The sequence below is a fragment of the Pseudomonas sp. B6002 genome, from assembly GCF_013385985.1.
Taxonomy (GTDB): domain Bacteria; phylum Pseudomonadota; class Gammaproteobacteria; order Pseudomonadales; family Pseudomonadaceae; genus Aquipseudomonas.
This window is the reverse complement of record NZ_JACAOY010000006.1, coordinates 580,356-599,483: the sequence shown is the minus strand read 5'-3', so window position 1 is coordinate 599,483 and position 19,128 is coordinate 580,356. Positions and strand designations below refer to the sequence as shown.

Here is a 19,128-nt window from a genome sequence, read left to right as displayed (position 1 = left end):
GAACGGCATTGGGCGCAGTGATTTATGGTCAGAACTGGAGCCGCAATAAAAGCGCTCCACTGCCCCCATTGTCCAAGCGCCCCACCCCCCTTATCCTCAACGCTCCCCGTCCCCCGCGAACACGGAGCCGCCATGGACCTCGCCACCCTCTCCCTCTTCCTCCCCGCCTGCTTCGCCCTGAACATGGCGCCCGGCCCGAACAACCTGCTGTCCGTCAGCAACTCCACCCGCTACGGCTACCGCACTTCTTGCCTGGCGGGTATCGGGCGCCTGCTGGCCTTCGCCGGGATGATCGCGCTGGCTTCTGCGGGTTTGGCGGTAGTGCTGCAAACCTCGGAGCTGTTGTTCTACGGGATCAAGATTCTGGGCGCGGCGTATCTGTTTTATTTGGCCTTTCAGCTGTGGCGCGCCAATCCCCAGACAGAGGCGGAATCGGCTACGGCCAAGGTGGGATTGTGGGCGTTGGCGCGTCAGGAGTTTCTGGTGGCAGCGGGCAACCCCAAGGCCATCCTGATCTTCACCGCGTTTCTTCCTCAGTTCGTGGTGCCGGGCCAGCCGATCACCCCGCAATTCGCCCTGTTGGGCGCGATGTTCCTGGCGCTGGAATGGATCGCCATCAGCGCCTACGCCTACATGGGTCTGCACATGCGTCGCTGGTTCGCCGAACCCCGTGGCAAGCGGATTTTCAACCGTTGCTGCGCGGGGTTGTTGTCGGCGGCGGCAACAGTGTTGTTGATGGCGCGCAGGGCTTGAACCCGCAGACACTCAAGCGCTTGACGCCACACGTGTGGTGATTGCTGCGAGCCATTGCGACTGCTGTTGAATGAGTGGCATCAGCCCGTTATGGCCAGCGTCGGGAATGACCAGCAATTCCTTGTCCTGGGCGTGGGTCGCTGCACCCAACAGCCGCTCGGGGATTTCCAGCGGGATGACGTCGTCCTGCTCCCCGGCGATCACCAGCAGCCGGCCCTTGAACCGGCTGAGAATGTCCCACGCATCGCTATCGGCCCAACTGCGGTGCTGGCGGATGATTGCCGAAAACAAAGGGCCAAACGGCACCGTGTAAGCCTCGGGGGTGTAGATGCCCGGCACCACCAGAATCAACGTCTGGGCGCCCAGGGTTTCGCTCAACCGCACCGCGTTATAGGCGCCCATGCTGATGCCGATCAAGGCGCTGGGCTGCACCCCACTGTGTCGAACTACGGACAGCGCCTGCTGGTCACGCCGGTGAAGGGATGAGTCGGCGAACACACCACCGGTTTGTCCATGGCCGATGCAGTCCAGGGCCGTAGAGCCAATGCCCTGCCCGTGCAGCGTGTGTCGCACCTCGGCGAATACCGAGCGGCAACGCGCGCCGCCGCCGTGGATGCAAAACAGGTGAGGGTTGCGTTCGCCTGTCAGGGTATCGGCGTGCAGCGTGTGGTTTTCGAAGGCAACGGTGAATTCGAGCGGTTGCATGGGGTGCAGGATTCCCGGAGGGCAGGCAGACCGCGATTATGCCCGTTCAAGTGGCCGTGCCGAAGAACTCCGTCACTGCAGGCTTTTATTAAAATCCACGGCACGTCCAATCGCTCTGGATCGTCTAGGCTTGCGGCTAAACCCGTCCGCCCCTAAGCAACCGCAATTGACCGACTCATGGAGTGAGTATGTTCATCGCAAATGCCAGCGCCATACACCAAGCACTCACGCGCTTGAGCGAGGCACAGAGCCCCGAGCGCCCTATCAAACTGGCAGTTGCCTTTTGGGGCGACGGCGCCGAAGGCCTGATTCGAAACGACAGGCAGTACAGGATCCTATGCAACCTCTCGACTGGCGGCACCAATCCAACGGTTATCCAGGCGCTTCTTGAGCGGCCGAACACAGAGATTCGCCACCTCCCCAACCTTCATGCAAAGGTTTCCCTGTTTGAGCATGCAGCGCTGGTCTCGTCGGCAAACTTTTCTCGAAATGGGCTCTGGTTTGAAGCAGAGCCCAGTGGCGGCTGGGAAGAAGCTGCATACGAGTTGGTCGACCACGAGAGGGGCTTTGCCGAGGCGGAGCGCTGGTTTGAAGCGCTCTTTGAGAAAAGCCTGACCATTTCGCAAGACGCGCTACGTGAAGCCCAAAGCATGTGGTCGGCTCATGTTGGCGTAACGACGCGAGCCGATCCGCCAGAACTTGCAGAAAGCGACCTGTTCGAGCCATCTATCAAGCCCCGCAACCGGCTACGCATGGCCGCGCCGTGGCTGGTGCAGGTCTTCTCAAAGATCCAGACAGTGAACAACAACAGCTGCTACGTTCCCGCCTATGTCGCAAACTTGCTCTGGACACAGTCCGGAAAAACCATCGAATGCAATAGTCCGGAGCGGCCCACGCTGAGATATCCAGACCAGGTGTGGGAGCTGGCCATTAAGAAAAGCAAACAGCACCGGCTCAGGATGATTGAGCTGTTGCACACCGTGATTGACGACGAAGGTGTGCCACCTGCCGTGAAATACTGGGCCTTACAATGCCTGCAAACACTACCCAACCCTTCACCACAGCAGACCGCCACACCACGATAAACACCGCCCCCTAAACACGTAACGGTTCAAAGCGCCAGTTCTGCCGCCGTCAATCGTCGAAAAAGGTCCAACCATGGCAGACGCCGGCATAGTCTTTCGCCGCAAAAAACAGCGTTAATTCTTCCGGGTCGAAGGGCTTGTGCAGCCAATGCCCAGGAACAGGACCTCGCGTTACCACGTATTCCAGACGGTAACGCTGAACAGGATCCGACCTGAAGGTGTTCGAATTCAACGCAAGCGTGTCTGCGTGGTTAAGCGTCCACAATTTTTTGACCAGATGGCCATCACCCACCACCTCCGTGGCGACCTCAATCAGATGCCGGGCATGAAGTTTCTTTTGAAGCCTTGCACTTCTTGCCATAAGACGACCTTTGCATAGTCCGTGTTTCGGCCAATGGTACTGCAACGGGATGACTGATAAAGCTGTGGTCCGCGCTCAGACAGCGTTATGCGCGGCGATGTTGCGATACTGTCCTTTGAAATACAGCAACGGCTGCGCCCCAGGCGCTTGCAGGTTCAACGCTTTAACTTCACCAATCACGATCAGGTGATCACCCGCCGCGTGCTCGGCGTGAATTTCACAATCGAGCCAGTGCAGGCTGCCGGCGATGATCGGATTGCCCAGCGGCGACGTATGCCATTCCACGTCGTGCCATTTGTCCGTGCCTCGCCGAGCGAATTGATTGGAAATACCCACCTGTTCGCCCGAGAGGATGTTGACTGCGAAACGACCGGCCTGACGAATCCTGGGATAGCTCGCCGAACTGGACATGACGCTGAATGACACCAGTGGCGGGCTCATCGACACGCTGTAGAACGACTGGCAGGTGAAGCCAATGGGCTCGTCATCAAGGCGGGAGGTGATCACCGTGATACCGGAGGCGTAGTGCCCAAGCGCTTCGCGAAAGTGCAGTGGCTCGATAGCCGTAGGGAGACGTGACATAGAAAGCCTTGAATAGTCGGTGGCGTCGAACGGGCAAAGTGAGGCCGGAAGAAGGCTGGTGAGGGTTAACTCCACCGCCCTCCTCCGGCGTTCGCTCAGCCCTGGTTCAACAGCTCTCTGCGAACGATTTCTGCACCGGCGCTCAGGGCATTCAGCTTGCCTCTTGCCACATGTCGAGGCAGAGGGGCCATGCCGCAGTTCGTGCACGGGTAAAGCTTGTCGGCGTCCACAAACTGCAGCGCTTTGCGCAGGGTATTGGCGACTTCCTCAGGTGTTTCAATGGCATGGTTGGCCACATCAATGGCACCGACCATCACTTTCTTACCGCGAATCAGCTCGATCAACTCCATGGGCACGTGGGAGTTGTGGCATTCGAGCGAAATGATATCGATGCTGGATTTTTGCAGCTTGGGGAACGCCTCTTCATATTGGCGCCATTCCGACCCCAGCGTTTTCTTCCAATCGGTATTGGCCTTGATGCCGTAGCCGTAGCAGATATGCACGGCGGTTTCGCATTTAAGGCCTTCAATCGCACGCTCCAACGTGGCAACGCCCCAATCGTTTACCTCATCAAAGAACACGTTAAACGCGGGCTCATCAAACTGGATGATGTCGACACCGGCCGCTTCCAGTTCCAGGGCTTCCTGGTTGAGGATCTTGGCAAATTCCCACGCCAGTTTTTCACGGCTCTTGTAGTGGTTGTCGTACAGCGTGTCGATCATGGTCATCGGGCCAGGCAGTGCCCATTTGATCGGCTGGTCTGTTTGCTGGCGCAAGAACTTGGCATCTTCAACAAACACCGGCTTTTGACGTGCAACGGCGCCGACCACGGTCGGAACGCTGGCGTCGTAGCGATCACGAATCCTGACGACCTCGCGCTTCTCGAAATCCACGCCACTGAGGTGTTCAATAAACGTCGTTACAAAGTGCTGGCGAGTTTGCTCGCCGTCACTGACGATATCAATGCCCGCCTGTTGTTGCTCTTGCAGCGCCAAACGCAGGGCATCTTGTTTGCCTTCAACCAACTCATCATCTTGCAACTTCCAGGGCGACCAGAGTTTTTCAGGCTCCGCCAGCCAGGACGGTTTAGGCAAGCTGCCAGCGGTTGAAGTAGGTAACAACTTTTTCATCATGAACAACCTTGTACGTTTAATTAATCAAAGCGCGCAGTTAGCGGACCACTGCTCAAGCACAGCCTGGTAGGGTTTGATGAAGTTTTCCTCAACAAACTTACCCTGCTCAATCGCCAGGCGGCTGCGTTCTTCTCGGTCGTAAACAATCAGTGTCAGCGAGTAATCCTGATGGCTCAAGCTTGGCTGATAGGATTTACCGGCGGCCGAATTCGCGTTGTAAATCTCGGGGCGATAAATCTTCTGGAAGGTGTCCATAGTGCTGATGGTGCTGATCAGCTCGAGGTTCGTGTAATCCCCCAGCAAGTCACCCGAAAAGTAGAACGCCAACGGCGCAACACTGTTGGGCGGCATGAAATAGCGAACCTTCAAGCCCATTTTCTGGAAGTACTCATCTGTCAGCGAGTACTCATCCTGCTGGTATTCCACACCCAGCACGGGGTGCTGGTTTTCCGTGCGCAGGTAGGTCTTGCTGCTCGAAACGCTCAGGCAAATGACGGGCAGCTTGTTAAAGTTGGCCTTGTAGGCGCTTGAGTTCACGAAATGCTTGAACAGTTTGGCGTGCAGGTCGCCGAAATTATCGGGGGTGCTGAAACCTGCGCGATCCTTGTTATGCCCCAGCAATAGCACGCTGAAGTCATAATCGCGTACGTAAGAAGAAAAGTTGTTCCCTACAATCCCTTCTATACGTTCGTCCGTTTTGCGATCAACAATATTGGTTTTCAATATTTCAATCAGTGGAATGGCGTTGCCGGTGCTGCCAGCATCAACGTCCATTTCAACAGAGATAATTTCAAGTTCGACCGCGTAACGATCACCCTTTGGATTATCCCAATGCGCCAGGGCATTGAAGCGGTTATCAATCATCCGCAAGGTGTTACGCAGGTTTTCCTGGCGACTCTTCCCACGCGCCAGATTGGCAAAGTTGGTGGTAATGCGCGTGTTTTCGGAGGGGTGATAATGTTCGTCAAATTGAATGCGCTTGATAGCAAATGTAAAGTCTGTATTCATTTTAATTTCACACCCATACACCCGAAACAACACCTGAACCTATCGACTGATAGCTTCTGGTCTTGCTCAGCAATATTAATAGTCTCAATCATTGAGGCTATTTTAGGTCGAGCCCTTGCTCCATAGATAATGAATTGATTTCACTGAATCTTTAGCGCTCCTCATGGTGTGTACGATTGCGCTCAAGCCTTCAACTGTCATGATTTGCGCCCATGCTTGAAGGGCAACAGCACGGACTCACCGCAGCCAGGCAAGGAGCATTTCAATGATTCGCAAGGCACTACCTTCTGATGCAAACGCCATTGCCCAGGTGCATATCCGCAGTTGGCAAGAGGCCTACCGTGACCTGATGCCGGCCGACTACCTGAGCGCGCTGGATACCACCCTGGCTCGGCGTGAATCGTTCTGGGCCCGCTCGATTGAATCGGACGAATCCGGCGTATGGGTGGCGGAGCGGGACCAGCAGGTGGTTGGCTGGGTATCCGTCGGAGTCAGTCGCGATGACGACGCCGAGGTCAATACGGGTGAAGTCATGGCCATCTATGTCCTGGCCGGGTACTGGGAAACGGGTGTCGGGCGGGCGCTATGGAACATCGGCGTGCAGCAGTTACGCCAGCAAGGTTTTACGCGAGTGACATTGTGGGTGTTGGCGCTGAATGAACGGGCAATTCGGTTCTATCGCAGCGTTGGATGCGTTGAGGAACCGGGTAGCGAGCGTAACCTGATAAGGGGCGGTGTAACCCTTGCGGAAGTGAGGTATGGGTTGTTCTTGCGCACATAACTTGACCTTGTTCGCGTCAGGATTGCGAGGTTTGGGATTGGGGCGCGCCCGGCGCGAGCAAGCTCGTTCACTACAGAACCCGACGCTCCACAGCATGCACCACCTGCGCCGCCATCCCTTCAACAGTGCCCTCCCCGTCAATTCGCAGGACAGGCACGGTCTGTTCTGTAATCCACGCTTCGTGCCGCGCTCTATTGCGCCCGGAAAAGTGGGGATCGTCATACTGCGAAGCCCATTCGCGAAAGGCCACGTGTATCCCGTGCATGTCGCCACCGGGTGCGATGCGCGCCCCAAAACGTGCCTGCTCACGCGCAGCCAGCCGCTCGAGGCGCACCGACGTTGGCGTGTCCACAAACACGATCAGGTCGGCCTCGGCGATCAACGCATCACCCCACATATTGCACGAGCCCGTCAGCGCCCAGTCATCGTCCCCGCGTGTTTGCTGAATCAAGCTCACGCGATCTTCAGGCGCACGTTTCGTGGTATAGGGCGGGTCCGTGGGCATCCAGTAAAAGTCATCGACATCAACCTGTCGCAAGCCGAGCAACGTTGCGAGGGCGCGTCCCAACGTCGTCACGCCCGAGCAGGAAGCGCCTGTGATGTAAATCCGCATGTGCACTCCAGGAATGTAAAACGACGTTGGATGCTACAAGAAAATTCGACCATCCTGGACGAACGCTTTTAAATCACAGAGGAGCGCCCCATGACCCGCAATCAACTCGCCGCCCTTTACCAAGGCTACATCGATTGCCTCAACCGCCAGGACTGGGCGCACCTGGGCGACTTCGTGCACTCGCAGGTGACCTACAACGGCACCGCCGTCTGCCTTGGCGGCTACCGCGCCATGCTTGAGCGTGACTTTCGCGAGATCCCCGACCTGGTGTTTCGCATTCAATTGCTGGTGGCCGACCCGCCCACGGTGGCCAGCCGGTTGAATTTCAAGGTCAGCCCCAGGGGTGAATTTTTCGACCTGCCGATCAACGGCAAGACAGTGACCTTCGATGAAAACGTATTCTACGAAGTCATCGATGGGAAATTTGCGCACGTCTGGTCCGTGATCGATAAGGCGGCGATAGCACAACAGCTTTGATGGAGGGCGCCAGCCATGGAGAACCCGCTGTTCACCTTTACCACCCAACCCTACCCGCCACGCCAACGCTTCGAGGTGTGGCGGGAGGAAGTGAACGCGATCTTCGACATCACCATCAGCGAGCCGGACTCCACGGCCTTCAATTACCGCCTGGCCACCGGCTACCTGGGCGCATTGCTGATGGGCTGTGGTGCCTGGGATGGCACCGGCGCCCCGGTGCCCTACCGGGTCAAGCGCTCGGCCCAGATGATCCGCCGTGACCATCTCGACCATTACTACCTGTGCCTGGGCTTGTCTCATTCGATCAACGGCACGGCGGGCCGCACGTCCCTGGCCGCCGGCAATTCGCAGATTTACATCCTCGACCTGGCCCGCGAACTGGACTGCCTGATCACCGCCGGCGACACGGTGATTCTTACCATCCCCCGCGACCTGCTGGCGCAGAGCCTGGGCCATAAAGACCTGCACGGGCAGGTGCTGCAAGGCGGCTTGAGCGAACTGCTGGCCGACCACATGCGCGCCTTGCAACATCGCCTGCCACGCCTGGTGCCAGGGGAAATCCCCCACGCGAAAGAGGCCACCCTGGGCTTGGTCTCGGCTGCCATCGCACCGTCGCTGGCGAACCTGCACATGGCCGCGCAGGAGATCGACCACACCCTGCTCAACCGTGCTCGCCGCCTGATTGAACAGCACCTGCGCAGTCCCGAGTTGTCTCCCACTTTCCTGTGCAAACAGTTGGGCATTTCGCGGGCGCACCTGTACCGCTTGTTCAGCCAGGAAACCGGCGTGGCAGCGTATATCCAGAAGCGCCGGTTGAACCGGGCACGGGTGATGATCCAAAGCGACAGCGGCACGCGGCATCGGGTCTCTGGCCTGGCGTTCCAGTTCGGGTTCAAGAGCGATGCGCACTTCAGCCGGGCGTTCAAACAGGCTTTCGGCTATTCCCCCCGAGAGGCCCGGGACGTGGCGGGCGTGCACCTAAAACAGGGCCAGGTGAGCCGACATGATGGCTTTTCGCTGCGATCCATCCTGGGCCAGATGACACCCGCGTGAGACAGCCAGGCAAGTAATTGAGACGCTGGGACAGGAAGATTTTTTCCGCGTTTTTTTCGCCGTTTTATGATTGGCCTCAGTTTCAGAGCCCTGAATCAACGGAGGAAATCATGGCCCGTCGTGCACTCATTCGTAACGCCATCACCCCACTGGTCGCCGCGGTTTTGCTCTCGGGCTGTGCCGGCGGCAACAACGGTCTCAGCAGCCTCAACGGCCTGTCCATACCCGGTATCCAGGGCAAGTCAGGGCCGGACATTTCGTTGTTCGACACCACCTACGTGCGCACCCATATCGTGTCGGGCAAGACCACCGCCCAACAGCTCAAGGCGATGTACGGCGAACCGCAGAACCAGTCGATTGCATCCGACGGCACCGAAACCTGGGACTACTCGCCTTCCACCACCGCCAACGCTTCCATGCGGCACTTGCTCGGGCTGGTATCCAACCATATCCCCGGCAACACCTACGACAACGCGATAGACACGCGGCGCACCGCCATTGACAACATCGCCCCTGAGCAACAGAACCGTCGTCTCAATATCCACCTCAACAATGGCGTGGTCAGGGACTACACCATCATGTAGCGCCCGCAAGCACCGCCATTGTCTAGACTCCATGGACCCATCCGCCCATGGAGCCAGACAATGAACCACAAAAACACCCTGTGCCTCTGGTACAACGGCACCGCCCTCGAAGCCGCCACCTTCTACGCCAAGACCTTCCCGGACAGCGCGGTGCACGCCGTGCACCATGCCCCCGGTGACTTTCCATCCGGCAAACAGGGCGATGTGCTGACCGTCGAATTCAGCGTGATGGGCCTGCCTTGCCTGGGCCTCAATGGCGGCCCAGCGTTCTCTCACACGGAGGCGTTTTCGTTTCAGGTAGCCACCGATGATCAAGCTGAGACCGACCGCCTGTGGAATGCCATCGTCGACAACGGCGGCCAGGCGAGCGCGTGCGGCTGGTGCAAGGACAAATGGGGCCTGTCGTGGCAAATCACCCCCCGGGTGTTGACCGCCGCTGTCACCCACCCCAACCCGGCCACTGCCAAGCGCGCCTTCGACGCGATGATGACCATGACCAAGATCGACATTGCCGCGATTGAAGCGGCGGTGGCCGGTCGTTAAGGCTTCGACCCAGGCATAACTGGCTGCGGCTTCGAACCGGCTATACAGAAAAACCCGTGGCCGTTAGGCTTGGCGCCTCAAGATTACGGGCTGCCTGCCGTCATCCTTACATCCCTGAATGGACTCAATGAGGCTTCTGTGCGCGTTATTTCTTCCCTGTTGTTGCTCGGTGGCATCGCCACACTGGCCGGTTGTGCCACCCAAAAATCCACGGTTGACCGCATGTTCGCCAGCACGCTGACCCAGCCGCTGGTGGAAAACAGCATCGTGCGCGAAGGCGACAACCTCAGCTTCGAATTGCTCATGCCGGAGTCCACCGCCGGTGTACGCCGCACCATGCAGTTCGAGGCAGCGTGTTCCTCACCACAGTTGTATTTGCTGTACCTCGACGGTGCCCAGCGCGTGTACCCGACCGCCGCCGGCCGCTACAGCGGTGCACGCAAGTTGTCTGCCGACCTGCGCGCCACCCTGGCAAGCAACCCGACGTTCGTGCGCGCCTGTGCCGACACGCCGAAACCCGACTGGCGCCTGGTGCAGACCAACGAACGCGAGAACTGGGTACTGATCGACGCCAACAGCATCAAGAACGTCAATGGTGAAACCCGTTTCTGGGCCGCCTTCGACAACCCGTCCGTGCTGAATGACTTGCCCTACAACGCGCCTTACGCGCAAAAACGCGAGCACTTCGCCGTGTCGTGCGCCGCCGGCACCTACAAGGAGCTGGCCGGCTACGACATGGATGCGGACAATCGCGTCAGCGATGGCCGTGTCGACAGTTTCCCGACGCCCCAGAAGATCGCCGGCAGCAACGCCGACTATGAACTGCTGTTCAATAAAGTCTGCACCAGCCCGGAAAAAATCGCGGCATTGCCGGCCTTCAAGCCGCGCCTGAAAGCCCCGGTGACCATCGCCCTCACGTCGGTACAGCCGCAAGTGCTGGCAGCGATCACCCAGTTGAACCTGGACAAGCCCACCCGCAGTTTCAAATACGTGCACATGGTCGGCACCTCGACCTACAAAGGCACCACCAGTGAGTTGTCGAGCCAATACTTCATCAGCCAGGACGGGCCCAGCGGCCAACTGAGCGTGGCCAACCGCGGCAAGGGCTATGAGTCGCAATCGGTGAGCTGGCGCAACCTGGTTGAACTGGTGACCAAATCCAACTATGGCGGCGGCAGCATGGCCGAAAGCTCGACCGTGACCCAACTGAGCTTCACCGGTAACTGGAAAACCCTGCCGGTGGGCGAAACCGTGATTTACCAGTTCACCCGCTCCACCCTCAACAACATCGTCGGCAGCTACGGCAAACCCAACCTCACCCGCTGCGTGGTAGAGCGCGAGCTGCAAGCCAGCGAACTCAACCCAAAGCTGCTGGGCACGGCCAAAGCCTTGTCGTGCACCTACGACAATGACGAGTACAAGCGCGTCAGCCATTGGTACTTCCTGACCGACTACGCCTACTTCTTTGAGTCGAGTACCGACAAGAACCCGTTCTACTACTCCGATTCGCGTATCGACACCTTCGAGTAAGTGACCATGAATGACGGCGTCAAGATCGACCCACGGACCTTACCCGTCCCCCACTCGATCAGCCCCGAGGCCCAGGCGCTGCTCAAGCGCCTGGTGGGTGAGGACGGTGTGCCGCTGAATGCACTGCACGCCATGCCCTCATCCGACGACCACGATGGCTGGCGCCGCCTGCAAGGCGCCGTGGCCCAGCATTATGCCGCCGCCAACGCGGGCCAGGAAGCATCGCTGCGGACCAGCCTGGCGACGATCACCGTGGGCAGCGCCACCGTCCACGTGGCGACACCGGCCACCGGCGTGGCTGACTTGGCCTACATCGACCTGCATGGCGGCGCGCTGGTGTTCGGCGGCGGTGAGAACTGCCGCCTGGCCGCCGCCCGGCAGGCCGACCAGCACGACCTGGTCTGCTACGGCGTGGACTACCGCATGCCACCCGATCATCCCTACCCGGCCGCGCTGGATGACTGCCTGGCCACCTATCGCCATGTGCTCACCCGGCACGCGCCGCAGCACATCGTGATTGGCGGTCGCTCGGCGGGCGGCAACCTCGCGGCAGCCATGGTGCTGCGAGCCCGCGATGAAGGCTTGCCACTGCCAGCCGCGCTGGTGCTGTTGTCGCCGGAAGTGGACCTGACCGAGTCGGGCGACAGCTTCCAAGTCAACCGCACGGTCGATGTGGTGCTGCCCAACCCGTTGATGAGTGCCAACCTGCTGTACGCCAATGGCGCGGATTTGACCCACCCGTACCTGTCCCCTTTGTTTGGTGACTTTACGAAAGGCTTCCCGCCCACCTTCCTGCAAAGCGGCACCCGGGACCTGTTCCTGTCCAACACTGTGCGCATGCACCGCGCCCTGCTCAAGGCCCAGGTGCCTGCGCAATTGCACGTGTTCGAAGCGATGCCCCATGGCGGTTTCATGGGCGCGCCGGAGGACTTGGAGCTGGCCGCCCAGGTCGCGCAATTTGTGCGAGAACACCTGCGGCGGGCTTGACACATTCGCCAGACTCCCCTGAAGATGGGGGCCTTATCCAGGGTGTGACAATTTATGTCTGCTACGTCGTTCGTTAACTTTTCCGTCATTGGCTTGATTGCCAAGGCGCAAGGTTGCGTCGCGCACGCCCTCAAATCGAAGAAACAGTCGCTCATGTGACCGGGGCGCGCTGTCCCGTCAGATGAGCTGACAGGACATTGAGCGCGACGGACTCCCTCCCCCTTTGCACAATTCCCTCTGCCCTTCTGACGATGACTCAAGCGGTCAATCATCAGGAGAAAGTGCATGTCAGCGTTTCAAGGTATCTGGGTTCCCGTGGTCACGCCGTTCCATGACGGTGCCATCGACTTTGTCGGCTTGCGCCGGCTGGTCAGCCACCTGCTGGAAAAACACGTGGCCGGGATCATGGTCTGCACCACCACCGGCGAAGCAGCTGCGCTGAGCCGCCAGGAACAACTGGCCGTGCTCGATGCCGTGCTGCAATTGGTGCCGGCACACCGCGTGGTCATGGGCCTGGCGGGCTACAACCAGATTGAGCTGCTGCAATTCCAGGCACAGATCCTCAAACGCCCGGTGGCCGGTTTGCTGGTACCGGCACCCAGCTACATCCGCCCGTCCCAGGCGGGCCTGGAAGCGTTCTTTCGCAGCGTGGCCGACGCGTCCAGCGTGCCGATCATCCTGTATGACATCCCCTACCGTACCGGCGCGACCTTTGAGCAGGCGACACTGCTGAACATCGTCGCCCATGAACGCATCGTCGCGATCAAGGATTGTGGCGGCAACCTGGGCAACACCCTGGCGCTGTTGGCCAGTGGCCAGGTGGATGTGCTGTGCGGGGAAGACATCCAGATCTTCAACGCCTTGTGCCTGGGCGCCAGCGGCGCGATTGCCGCCTCGGCCCATGTAAACACCGAGCAGTTTGTGGCGCTGTGGCAGCAGGTACGGGACAACCAACTGGCCGAGGCCCGGGCGACGTTTTTTCAGTTGTTGCCGTTGATCAACACAATGTTCATGGAGCCCAACCCCGCGCCAGTGAAAGCCGCGTTGGCCATGGAAGGCTTGATCAACAGCGAGTTACGCGCCCCGATGCAGCCCGCCAGCGATGCCGTGAAAGCCCGGTTGCACACGGTCCTCAACCCAAACACATAACCTGTAGGAGCTGGCTTGCCTGCGATGAAGGCTGCACAGCCAACAATGATGTCGCCTGAACCGCCGCCTTCGCAGCCTCGCTAAAGCTCGACAGCTCCCACAGGGGTCGGTGCAACGACGAAGATCCACTGTAGGAGCTGGCTTGTCAGCGATGGCGGCTGCACAACCAACAATGATGTCGCCTGAAACGCCGCCTTCGCAGCCTCGCTAAAGCTCGACAGCTCCCACAGGGGTCGGTGCAACGACGAAGATCCACTGTAGGAGCTGGCTTGCCGGCGATGGCGGCTGCACAACCAACAATGATGTCGCCTGAACCGCCGCCTTCGCAGCCTCGCTGAAGCTCGACAGCTCCCACAGGGGTCGGTGCAACGACGAAGATCCACTGTGGGAGCTGGCTTGCCGGCGATGGCCTCCACGCGGTGTACCTGAAGAAATACCGAGGCGCCTGCATCGGCGGCAAGCCGGCTCCTACACGGGCCTGGGGCCCGCTTGCCGTGCCATCTGCAATCGGTGCAACGTGATCTCGCGCACGGCCTGTTTGCTCAACTCGATATGTCGCGTGAGCAGTGCCTGGGCCACGTCACTGCGCCGTTGCAAGATGGCCTCCAGGATCTGTGTATGCTCCTGGTAGGTCGCGGCAATGCGCTCGACCTGGGTAAAGTCGAGCCGGCGAATGATGCGGATCTGCTCGGTAATCGCGTAGTGCATGCGCGCCATTTCACGGTTGCCGGTGGCTTCCACCAAAGCGCAATGAAAACGCTCATCCAGCGCAGACACCTCCTGAGGGTCTTGCAACCGTTCATCTTCCGCCACCAGCCAGATACCCTTCAGCGCGTTCAACACCGGATTATCGGATGCCTCCATCCCGCATAACCGGCTGACAGCCGCCAGTTCCAGCACGATACGCACGTCATACAGCTCTTCAAAATAGGCAAAGTCGAACGGCTTGACCTGCCAGCCGCTGCGGAAATATACCTCCACATAGCCTTCCTTCTCCAGGCGATACAGCGCCTGGCGCACCGGCGTTCGGCTGACGTCCATGCGACCTGCCACATCGCCTTCGCTGAAGCGATCCCCCGGCAGCAGGCGGAAGTCGAAAATATCCGCCTTGAGTTGCGTGTACACCTGCTCGGCGAGATTGTCAGGACGCGGCATGCTCACCCCCGGCTCGCAATAAACGCACGCCAGCCGCCGAACTCGGTGATATCCAGCGCTTCGGCCAACGCCCAGGGTTCACAGATAAAGCCTTTGACGCTACGCCCGTCCGCCAGCACCACGTTGCCGATCCCCAGGGGCGCGGGGATTTCTGCGACGAACTCACCGAAGCGTGCGAGAGGCATGTCCCACAGTTCCACGATGATCGAACGCCCACTCTCGGCCTTGGCCAACCCCGGCTTGGGCGGCACGGTGCCCGGCAATGCATACAGGCGATAGCTGTCAGCCGTGTGGGTTTGCTCCACCAGCACCGCATTGCGCTTGGTCAGCTGGAAGTTCAGCGGCATGCCCGTCAGGTGCGCGCCCACCACGGCCACTCGCACAGCCCCCGGCGCCTGCACGGGTACGCCGGGTGCGGGCAGAGAACGCCCGGTCGCGCCCAGGCTGAGGTCGAGATTGGCCTGCCAGCGCTTGCCCAGATCAGCCAGAGCCGTGTCATGCCAGGCGGGTGCCAATAGGGTAATGCCACTGGGCAAACCATCGACACGCAACCCGGCGGGAAGCGCGAGGGCCGAGAGGTCTGCCAGGTTGGTGAAGTTGGTGTAGTAGCCAAATTGCGAGTTGTAGCACACCGGCTCCTCGGCCATTTCCGCCAGGGTGCGAAGGGTCGGTGACGTGGGAACCAGCAAGGCATCAAAACCCGCCAGGCTGTCGTTGATACGCCGGCTCAATTCGGCGCGCAGGTATTCGGCTTTGTAAGCATCACACGCCGTGTATTGACGGCCGTTTTCAACGATACCGCGCACCAGGGTGTTGATCGCCTCGGGCTGACGCTCAAGCATGCCTTCCAACGCCACCGTGCGTTCGGCCACCCACGGCCCGTAATACAGCTGATCGGCCAGGGCCTTGAACGGTGTGAAGTCCACCGGGGTAATCACTGCACCCAACGCCTTGAATCGCTCGACAGCCTGCTCAAACACCGCTTGATTCTGGCTATCGCCGAAGAACTCCAGCTCAGCCGGGATCGCCAACTTGATCTGCGCCCCCACCGCCACCGGCGCCGTGTTGGGGTTGACCCGCGAGTAGGCGTCGCTGGCGTCGTAGCCAGCTGCCACCTGCGCCACGCGCTCGGCATCGGCCACGGTCAAGGCGAACACCGAAATGCAATCCACCGTGCGGCAGGCGGGCACCAGGCCGGTGTTGGACAGCCGCCCCTTGGTCGGCTTCAAACCCACAATATTGTTGAACCCCGCCGGTACACGGCCCGAGCCTGCGGTATCGGTGCCCAAGGCAAACGGCACCAGCCCACGGGCCACCACCGAGGCCGAGCCGGAGCTGGAACCGCCGCTGACGTAAGCCGGGTCGAAGCTGTTGCCCACCGCACCATAAGGCGAACGCGTGCCCACCAGGCCGGTAGCGAACTGGTCGAGATTGGTCTTGCCCACCAGGATCGCGCCCGCCGCTCGTAGCTTGGAGACGACAAACGCGTCTGACCCAGGTGCGTAGGCAAACTCAGGACAGGCCGCCGTGGTATCCCATCCCGCCGCATCGATGTTGTCCTTGATGGCAAACGGCACGCCATACAGTGGCAACTGGGCCATGTCGCCGCCCACGGCCGCCAAGCGTTCGCCGAGTTCGTCCAATTGCGCCTGCAGTTGCGATGAACCGGCGCGGGCGATCCAGGCATTGTCTTCGGCCGGGTAGGCGTCGACCAGGTCCAGCAAAATCTCTGGCTTGATTGCGCCACTGCGGTAAGCCGACTGCCATTCGCCAAGGGTCCAGCCAAAAACGTTGTGCATAGGAAATTCCATCTTGTATCCAAGTTTGGATTTCCTTTAGCAAAGCCCGGGCCATACAGCCACACCCACTGTTTACGGGGCTTCGCCAGTCCTACGCTGGTTAACCCCTGCCCACTGATGGCGCACAGCTGCATCGCCCATGCGCCAAAAAAAGACATTCATCGGACCGCCCGGTTGCGACCCGACCGATAGCGGCCTATGTTCCAAGCCATGCGTTTTAATTTGCTGTCCCCCTCCCTACGCCCTTCCCGTACCCAGGTGACGACATGCCCACGCTTTCCCGCCCCGCCGTCCTCGAACTGATCGGCAACACGCCGCTGGTTCGGGTCAGCCGGTTCGATACCGGCCCCTGCACGCTGTTCCTCAAGCTCGAATCCCAGAACCCCGGGGGCTCCATCAAGGACCGCATCGGCCTGGCCATGATCGACGCCGCAGAGCGCGATGGCCGCCTGCGCCCCGGAGGCACCATCATCGAGGCCACCGCTGGCAACACCGGCCTGGGCCTGGCATTGGTCGGCCGGGCCAAGGGCTACCGGGTGGTGCTGGTGGTGCCCGACAAGATGTCCACCGAAAAGGTGCTGCACCTCAAGGCCATGGGCGCTGAGGTGCATATCACCCGCTCCGACGTGGGCAAGGGCCATCCCGAGTATTATCAGGACGTGGCCGCCCGCCTGGCCAAGGACATTCCGGGTTCATTCTTCGCCGACCAGTTCAACAACCCCGCCAACCCGCTGGCCCATGAAACCAGCACTGCCCCAGAGATCTGGGCCCAGACCCAGCATGACGTGGACGCCATTGTGGTGGGCGTCGGTTCGGCCGGCACCCTCACCGGCCTGACCCGTTTTTTCAAGCGTGTGCAGCCTGAGCTGGAAATGGTGCTGGCCGACCCCGTGGGCTCGGTGATGGCCGAATACAGCCGCAGCGGCAAGATGGAAACCCCCGGTTCCTGGGCCGTGGAAGGCATCGGCGAGGACTTCATTCCGTCGATCGCCGACCTCTCCAGCGTGCGCCACGCCTACTCCATCAGCGATGAAGAAAGTTTCGATCATGCCCGCCAACTGCTGCGTGCCGAAGGCATCCTCGGCGGTTCGTCCACCGGCACCCTGCTCGCCGCCGCCTTGCGTTATTGCCGCGAACAGACCGAGCCCAAGCGTGTAGTCACGTTCGTGTGCGACACCGGTACGCGCTACCTGTCGAAGGTCTACAACGACCAGTGGATGAAAGACGCGGGCCTGCTGCAATACAAGCACTACGGCGATTTACGCGACCTGATCGCCCGCCGTTTCGAAGACGGCCGCGTGATCAGCGTGAGCCCCGACGACACCCTGCTCACCGCCTTCCAGCGCATGCGCCTGGCCGACGTTTCGCAATTGCCAGTGTTGGTGAATGGTCAGGAGCTGGTGGGTGTGATCGACGAATCCGACATCCTGCTGGGCCTGCACCATGACGCGGCAGACTTCTCGATGATCGTCGCCAGTGCCATGACCGACACCTTGCAAACCCTGGCCCCCAGCGCCAGCCTGGCTGAATTGCAGGCAGAACTGGATCGCGGCCTAGTCGCCATCATTGCCGACGCGTCGGGCTTCCATGGCCTGATCACCCGCGTCGATCTGCTCAACCACCTACGGAGATCCCTTGCATGAGTCAGTCCGATAAAAGCGCGTTTGCCACCCGTGTGATCCATGCCGGGCAATCCCCCGACCCGACCACGGGCGCGTTGATGCCGCCGATCTACGCCAACTCCACCTACCTGCAAGACAGCCCCGGCGTGCACAAGGGCTTTGACTACGGCCGCTCCCACAACCCGACGCGCTTTGCCCTGGAACGCTGCGTGGCCGACCTGGAAGGCGGCAGCCAGGCGTTTGCCTTTGCGTCCGGCCTGGCGGCGATTTCCACCGTGCTGGAATTGCTCGACGCCGGCGCGCATATCGTCTCCGGCAACGACTTGTATGGCGGCACCTTCCGCCTGTTCGACAAAGTGCGCCAGCGCAGTGCCGGGCACCGCTTCAGCTTTGTCGACTTGAGCGACCTGTCGGCATTCGAAGCGAGCTTGCAAGACGACACGCGCATGGTCTGGGTCGAGACCCCGAGCAACCCGCTGCTGAGCCTCACCGACCTGAGCGCCATCGCACGCATCTGCAAGGCGCGCGGCATCATCTGTGTGGCCGACAACACCTTCGCCAGCCCCTGGATCCAGCGCCCGCTGGAGCTGGGCTTCGACATCGTGGTGCATTCCACCACCAAGTACCTGAATGGCCACTCGGACGTCATCGGCGGGATTGCCATCGTTGGCCACAACCCGGAGCTGGCCGAACGCCTGGGCTTCCTGCAGAACTCGGTGGGCGCCATCGCCGGGCCGTTTGATGCGTTTCTTACCTTGCGCGGCGTGAAGACATTGGCACTGCGTATGGAACGTCATTGCAGCAACGCCCTCGACCTGGCGACCTGGCTGGAGAAACAGCCGCAAGTGTCGCGCGTCTACTACCCCGGCCTGGCCTCGCACCCGCAGCATGAGCTGGCCCGTCGACAAATGCGTGGGTTCGGCGGGATGATTTCGGTGGACCTCAACAGCGACCTGGCGGGCGCCACGCGCTTCCTGGAAAACGTCAAGATCTTCGCCCTGGCCGAAAGCCTTGGCGGCGTGGAAAGCCTGATCGAACACCCGGCCATCATGACCCACGCCAGCATCCCGGCCGCCACGCGGGCGCAGTTGGGCATTGGTGACGGGTTGGTGCGGTTGTCGGTGGGGGTTGAGGACGTGGAAGACCTGCGGGCAGACCTGGCCCAGGCGTTGGCCCTGATCTGACCTAAACAGCTGCTGGCGGGTTGT

The 19,128-nt window shown here is 60.4% G+C and carries 20 protein-coding genes; 12 read left to right on the top strand and 8 right to left on the bottom strand.

The window, feature by feature from the left end; all coding sequences use genetic code 11:
• The first annotated feature begins 132 nt into the window (after positions 1-132).
• Positions 133-753 (top strand): LysE family translocator, encoded by a 621-nt coding sequence (locus HX792_RS09970; protein ID WP_176995917.1) that lies wholly within the window; start codon positions 133-135, stop codon positions 751-753.
• Between the two features lie 12 nt (positions 754-765).
• On the opposite strand, the gene HX792_RS09965 is transcribed toward HX792_RS09970, so the two are convergent.
• A complete protein-coding gene (locus HX792_RS09965) occupies positions 766-1,458 on the bottom strand; it encodes an alpha/beta fold hydrolase (RefSeq protein WP_176995916.1) in 693 nt (230 codons plus the stop codon).
• A gap of 188 nt (positions 1,459-1,646) precedes the next feature.
• Here HX792_RS09965 and HX792_RS09960 point away from each other — a divergent pair, with 188 nt between their 5' ends.
• Complete coding sequence (locus HX792_RS09960; protein ID WP_176995915.1) at positions 1,647-2,543, top strand: phospholipase D family protein; 897 nt, start codon at positions 1,647-1,649, stop codon at positions 2,541-2,543.
• A 49-nt stretch (positions 2,544-2,592) separates the two neighbouring features.
• Here HX792_RS09960 and HX792_RS09955 read toward each other — a convergent pair whose 3' ends face one another.
• From HX792_RS09955 to HX792_RS09940, 4 genes are all read right to left on the bottom strand, one after another.
• Positions 2,593-2,904 (bottom strand): hypothetical protein, encoded by a 312-nt coding sequence (locus HX792_RS09955; protein WP_176995914.1) that lies wholly within the window; start codon positions 2,902-2,904, stop codon positions 2,593-2,595.
• A gap of 75 nt (positions 2,905-2,979) precedes the next feature.
• Positions 2,980-3,486, bottom strand: coding sequence for a flavin reductase family protein (locus HX792_RS09950; protein ID WP_176995913.1), 507 nt, complete (start codon positions 3,484-3,486; stop codon positions 2,980-2,982).
• Positions 3,487-3,581: 95 nt separating this feature from the next.
• Positions 3,582-4,616, bottom strand: coding sequence for a methionine synthase (locus HX792_RS09945; RefSeq protein WP_176995912.1), 1,035 nt, complete (start codon positions 4,614-4,616; stop codon positions 3,582-3,584).
• Between the two features lie 27 nt (positions 4,617-4,643).
• A complete protein-coding gene (locus HX792_RS09940; protein ID WP_176995911.1) occupies positions 4,644-5,627 on the bottom strand; it encodes a DUF1852 domain-containing protein in 984 nt (327 codons plus the stop codon).
• Between the two features lie 265 nt (positions 5,628-5,892).
• Here HX792_RS09940 and HX792_RS09935 point away from each other — a divergent pair, with 265 nt between their 5' ends.
• Positions 5,893-6,408: a GNAT family N-acetyltransferase gene (locus HX792_RS09935; protein ID WP_176995910.1), complete on the top strand. Its 516-nt coding sequence runs from the start codon at positions 5,893-5,895 to the stop codon at positions 6,406-6,408.
• A 70-nt stretch (positions 6,409-6,478) separates the two neighbouring features.
• Here HX792_RS09935 and HX792_RS09930 read toward each other — a convergent pair whose 3' ends face one another.
• Entirely contained in the window at positions 6,479-7,021 is a 543-nt protein-coding gene (locus HX792_RS09930; protein ID WP_176995909.1) for an AAA family ATPase, read from the bottom strand.
• Between the two features lie 90 nt (positions 7,022-7,111).
• On the opposite strand from HX792_RS09930, the gene HX792_RS09925 reads away from it, so the two are divergent.
• From HX792_RS09925 to dapA, 7 genes are all read left to right on the top strand, one after another.
• Complete coding sequence (locus tag HX792_RS09925) at positions 7,112-7,498, top strand: ester cyclase (RefSeq protein WP_176995908.1); 387 nt, start codon at positions 7,112-7,114, stop codon at positions 7,496-7,498.
• 15 nt (positions 7,499-7,513) lie between these two features.
• On the top strand, positions 7,514-8,551 hold the full coding sequence (locus HX792_RS09920) for a helix-turn-helix domain-containing protein (protein WP_176995907.1): 1,038 nt from the start codon (positions 7,514-7,516) through the stop codon (positions 8,549-8,551).
• 110 nt (positions 8,552-8,661) lie between these two features.
• Positions 8,662-9,135, top strand: a complete 474-nt coding sequence (locus HX792_RS09915; RefSeq protein WP_176995906.1) for a hypothetical protein — start codon at positions 8,662-8,664, stop codon at positions 9,133-9,135.
• A gap of 60 nt (positions 9,136-9,195) precedes the next feature.
• On the top strand, positions 9,196-9,678 hold the full coding sequence (locus tag HX792_RS09910) for a VOC family protein (protein ID WP_176995905.1): 483 nt from the start codon (positions 9,196-9,198) through the stop codon (positions 9,676-9,678).
• Between the two features lie 138 nt (positions 9,679-9,816).
• Positions 9,817-11,208, top strand: coding sequence for a hypothetical protein (locus HX792_RS09905; RefSeq protein ID WP_176995904.1), 1,392 nt, complete (start codon positions 9,817-9,819; stop codon positions 11,206-11,208).
• Between the two features lie 6 nt (positions 11,209-11,214).
• Positions 11,215-12,195 (top strand): alpha/beta hydrolase, encoded by a 981-nt coding sequence (locus tag HX792_RS09900; RefSeq protein ID WP_176995903.1) that lies wholly within the window; start codon positions 11,215-11,217, stop codon positions 12,193-12,195.
• A gap of 285 nt (positions 12,196-12,480) precedes the next feature.
• A complete protein-coding gene (gene dapA, locus HX792_RS09895; protein WP_176995902.1) occupies positions 12,481-13,344 on the top strand; it encodes a 4-hydroxy-tetrahydrodipicolinate synthase in 864 nt (287 codons plus the stop codon).
• Positions 13,345-13,812: 468 nt separating this feature from the next.
• Here dapA and HX792_RS09890 read toward each other — a convergent pair whose 3' ends face one another.
• Together HX792_RS09890 and atzF are read right to left on the bottom strand one after the other, a co-directional pair.
• Positions 13,813-14,499, bottom strand: coding sequence for a GntR family transcriptional regulator (locus HX792_RS09890; RefSeq protein WP_176995901.1), 687 nt, complete (start codon positions 14,497-14,499; stop codon positions 13,813-13,815).
• A 2-nt stretch (positions 14,500-14,501) separates the two neighbouring features.
• Positions 14,502-16,298: an allophanate hydrolase gene (gene atzF / locus HX792_RS09885; RefSeq protein WP_176995900.1), complete on the bottom strand. Its 1,797-nt coding sequence runs from the start codon at positions 16,296-16,298 to the stop codon at positions 14,502-14,504.
• A gap of 266 nt (positions 16,299-16,564) precedes the next feature.
• On the opposite strand from atzF, the gene HX792_RS09880 reads away from it, so the two are divergent.
• Together HX792_RS09880 and HX792_RS09875 are read left to right on the top strand one after the other, a co-directional pair.
• A complete protein-coding gene (locus tag HX792_RS09880) occupies positions 16,565-17,941 on the top strand; it encodes a cystathionine beta-synthase (protein ID WP_176995899.1) in 1,377 nt (458 codons plus the stop codon).
• Positions 17,938-19,104 (top strand): cystathionine gamma-synthase, encoded by a 1,167-nt coding sequence (locus HX792_RS09875; RefSeq protein WP_176995898.1) that lies wholly within the window; start codon positions 17,938-17,940, stop codon positions 19,102-19,104. Before HX792_RS09880 ends, HX792_RS09875 begins: the two co-directional genes overlap by 4 nt.
• Positions 19,105-19,128: the final 24 nt, after the last annotated feature.

What these genes read in the sequence shown, in the direction of transcription:
- HX792_RS09960 (WP_176995915.1), top strand. Translation starts at nt 1,647, where the DNA reads ATGTTCATCGCAAATGCCAGCGCCATACACCAAGCACTCACGCGCTTG.
- HX792_RS09890 (WP_176995901.1), bottom strand. Translation starts at nt 14,499, where the DNA reads ATGCCGCGTCCTGACAATCTCGCCGAGCAGGTGTACACGCAACTCAAG.
- HX792_RS09945 (WP_176995912.1), bottom strand. Translation starts at nt 4,616, where the DNA reads ATGAAAAAGTTGTTACCTACTTCAACCGCTGGCAGCTTGCCTAAACCG.
- HX792_RS09935 (WP_176995910.1), top strand. Translation starts at nt 5,893, where the DNA reads ATGATTCGCAAGGCACTACCTTCTGATGCAAACGCCATTGCCCAGGTG.
- HX792_RS09925 (WP_176995908.1), top strand. Translation starts at nt 7,112, where the DNA reads ATGACCCGCAATCAACTCGCCGCCCTTTACCAAGGCTACATCGATTGC.
- HX792_RS09970 (WP_176995917.1), top strand. Translation starts at nt 133, where the DNA reads ATGGACCTCGCCACCCTCTCCCTCTTCCTCCCCGCCTGCTTCGCCCTG.
- HX792_RS09915 (WP_176995906.1), top strand. Translation starts at nt 8,662, where the DNA reads ATGGCCCGTCGTGCACTCATTCGTAACGCCATCACCCCACTGGTCGCC.
- HX792_RS09965 (WP_176995916.1), bottom strand. Translation starts at nt 1,458, where the DNA reads ATGCAACCGCTCGAATTCACCGTTGCCTTCGAAAACCACACGCTGCAC.
- HX792_RS09930 (WP_176995909.1), bottom strand. Translation starts at nt 7,021, where the DNA reads ATGCGGATTTACATCACAGGCGCTTCCTGCTCGGGCGTGACGACGTTG.
- HX792_RS09920 (WP_176995907.1), top strand. Translation starts at nt 7,514, where the DNA reads ATGGAGAACCCGCTGTTCACCTTTACCACCCAACCCTACCCGCCACGC.
- HX792_RS09880 (WP_176995899.1), top strand. Translation starts at nt 16,565, where the DNA reads ATGCCCACGCTTTCCCGCCCCGCCGTCCTCGAACTGATCGGCAACACG.
- HX792_RS09940 (WP_176995911.1), bottom strand. Translation starts at nt 5,627, where the DNA reads ATGAATACAGACTTTACATTTGCTATCAAGCGCATTCAATTTGACGAA.
- HX792_RS09875 (WP_176995898.1), top strand. Translation starts at nt 17,938, where the DNA reads ATGAGTCAGTCCGATAAAAGCGCGTTTGCCACCCGTGTGATCCATGCC.
- HX792_RS09950 (WP_176995913.1), bottom strand. Translation starts at nt 3,486, where the DNA reads ATGTCACGTCTCCCTACGGCTATCGAGCCACTGCACTTTCGCGAAGCG.
- HX792_RS09900 (WP_176995903.1), top strand. Translation starts at nt 11,215, where the DNA reads ATGAATGACGGCGTCAAGATCGACCCACGGACCTTACCCGTCCCCCAC.
- HX792_RS09955 (WP_176995914.1), bottom strand. Translation starts at nt 2,904, where the DNA reads ATGGCAAGAAGTGCAAGGCTTCAAAAGAAACTTCATGCCCGGCATCTG.
- dapA (WP_176995902.1), top strand. Translation starts at nt 12,481, where the DNA reads ATGTCAGCGTTTCAAGGTATCTGGGTTCCCGTGGTCACGCCGTTCCAT.
- HX792_RS09910 (WP_176995905.1), top strand. Translation starts at nt 9,196, where the DNA reads ATGAACCACAAAAACACCCTGTGCCTCTGGTACAACGGCACCGCCCTC.
- atzF (WP_176995900.1), bottom strand. Translation starts at nt 16,298, where the DNA reads ATGCACAACGTTTTTGGCTGGACCCTTGGCGAATGGCAGTCGGCTTAC.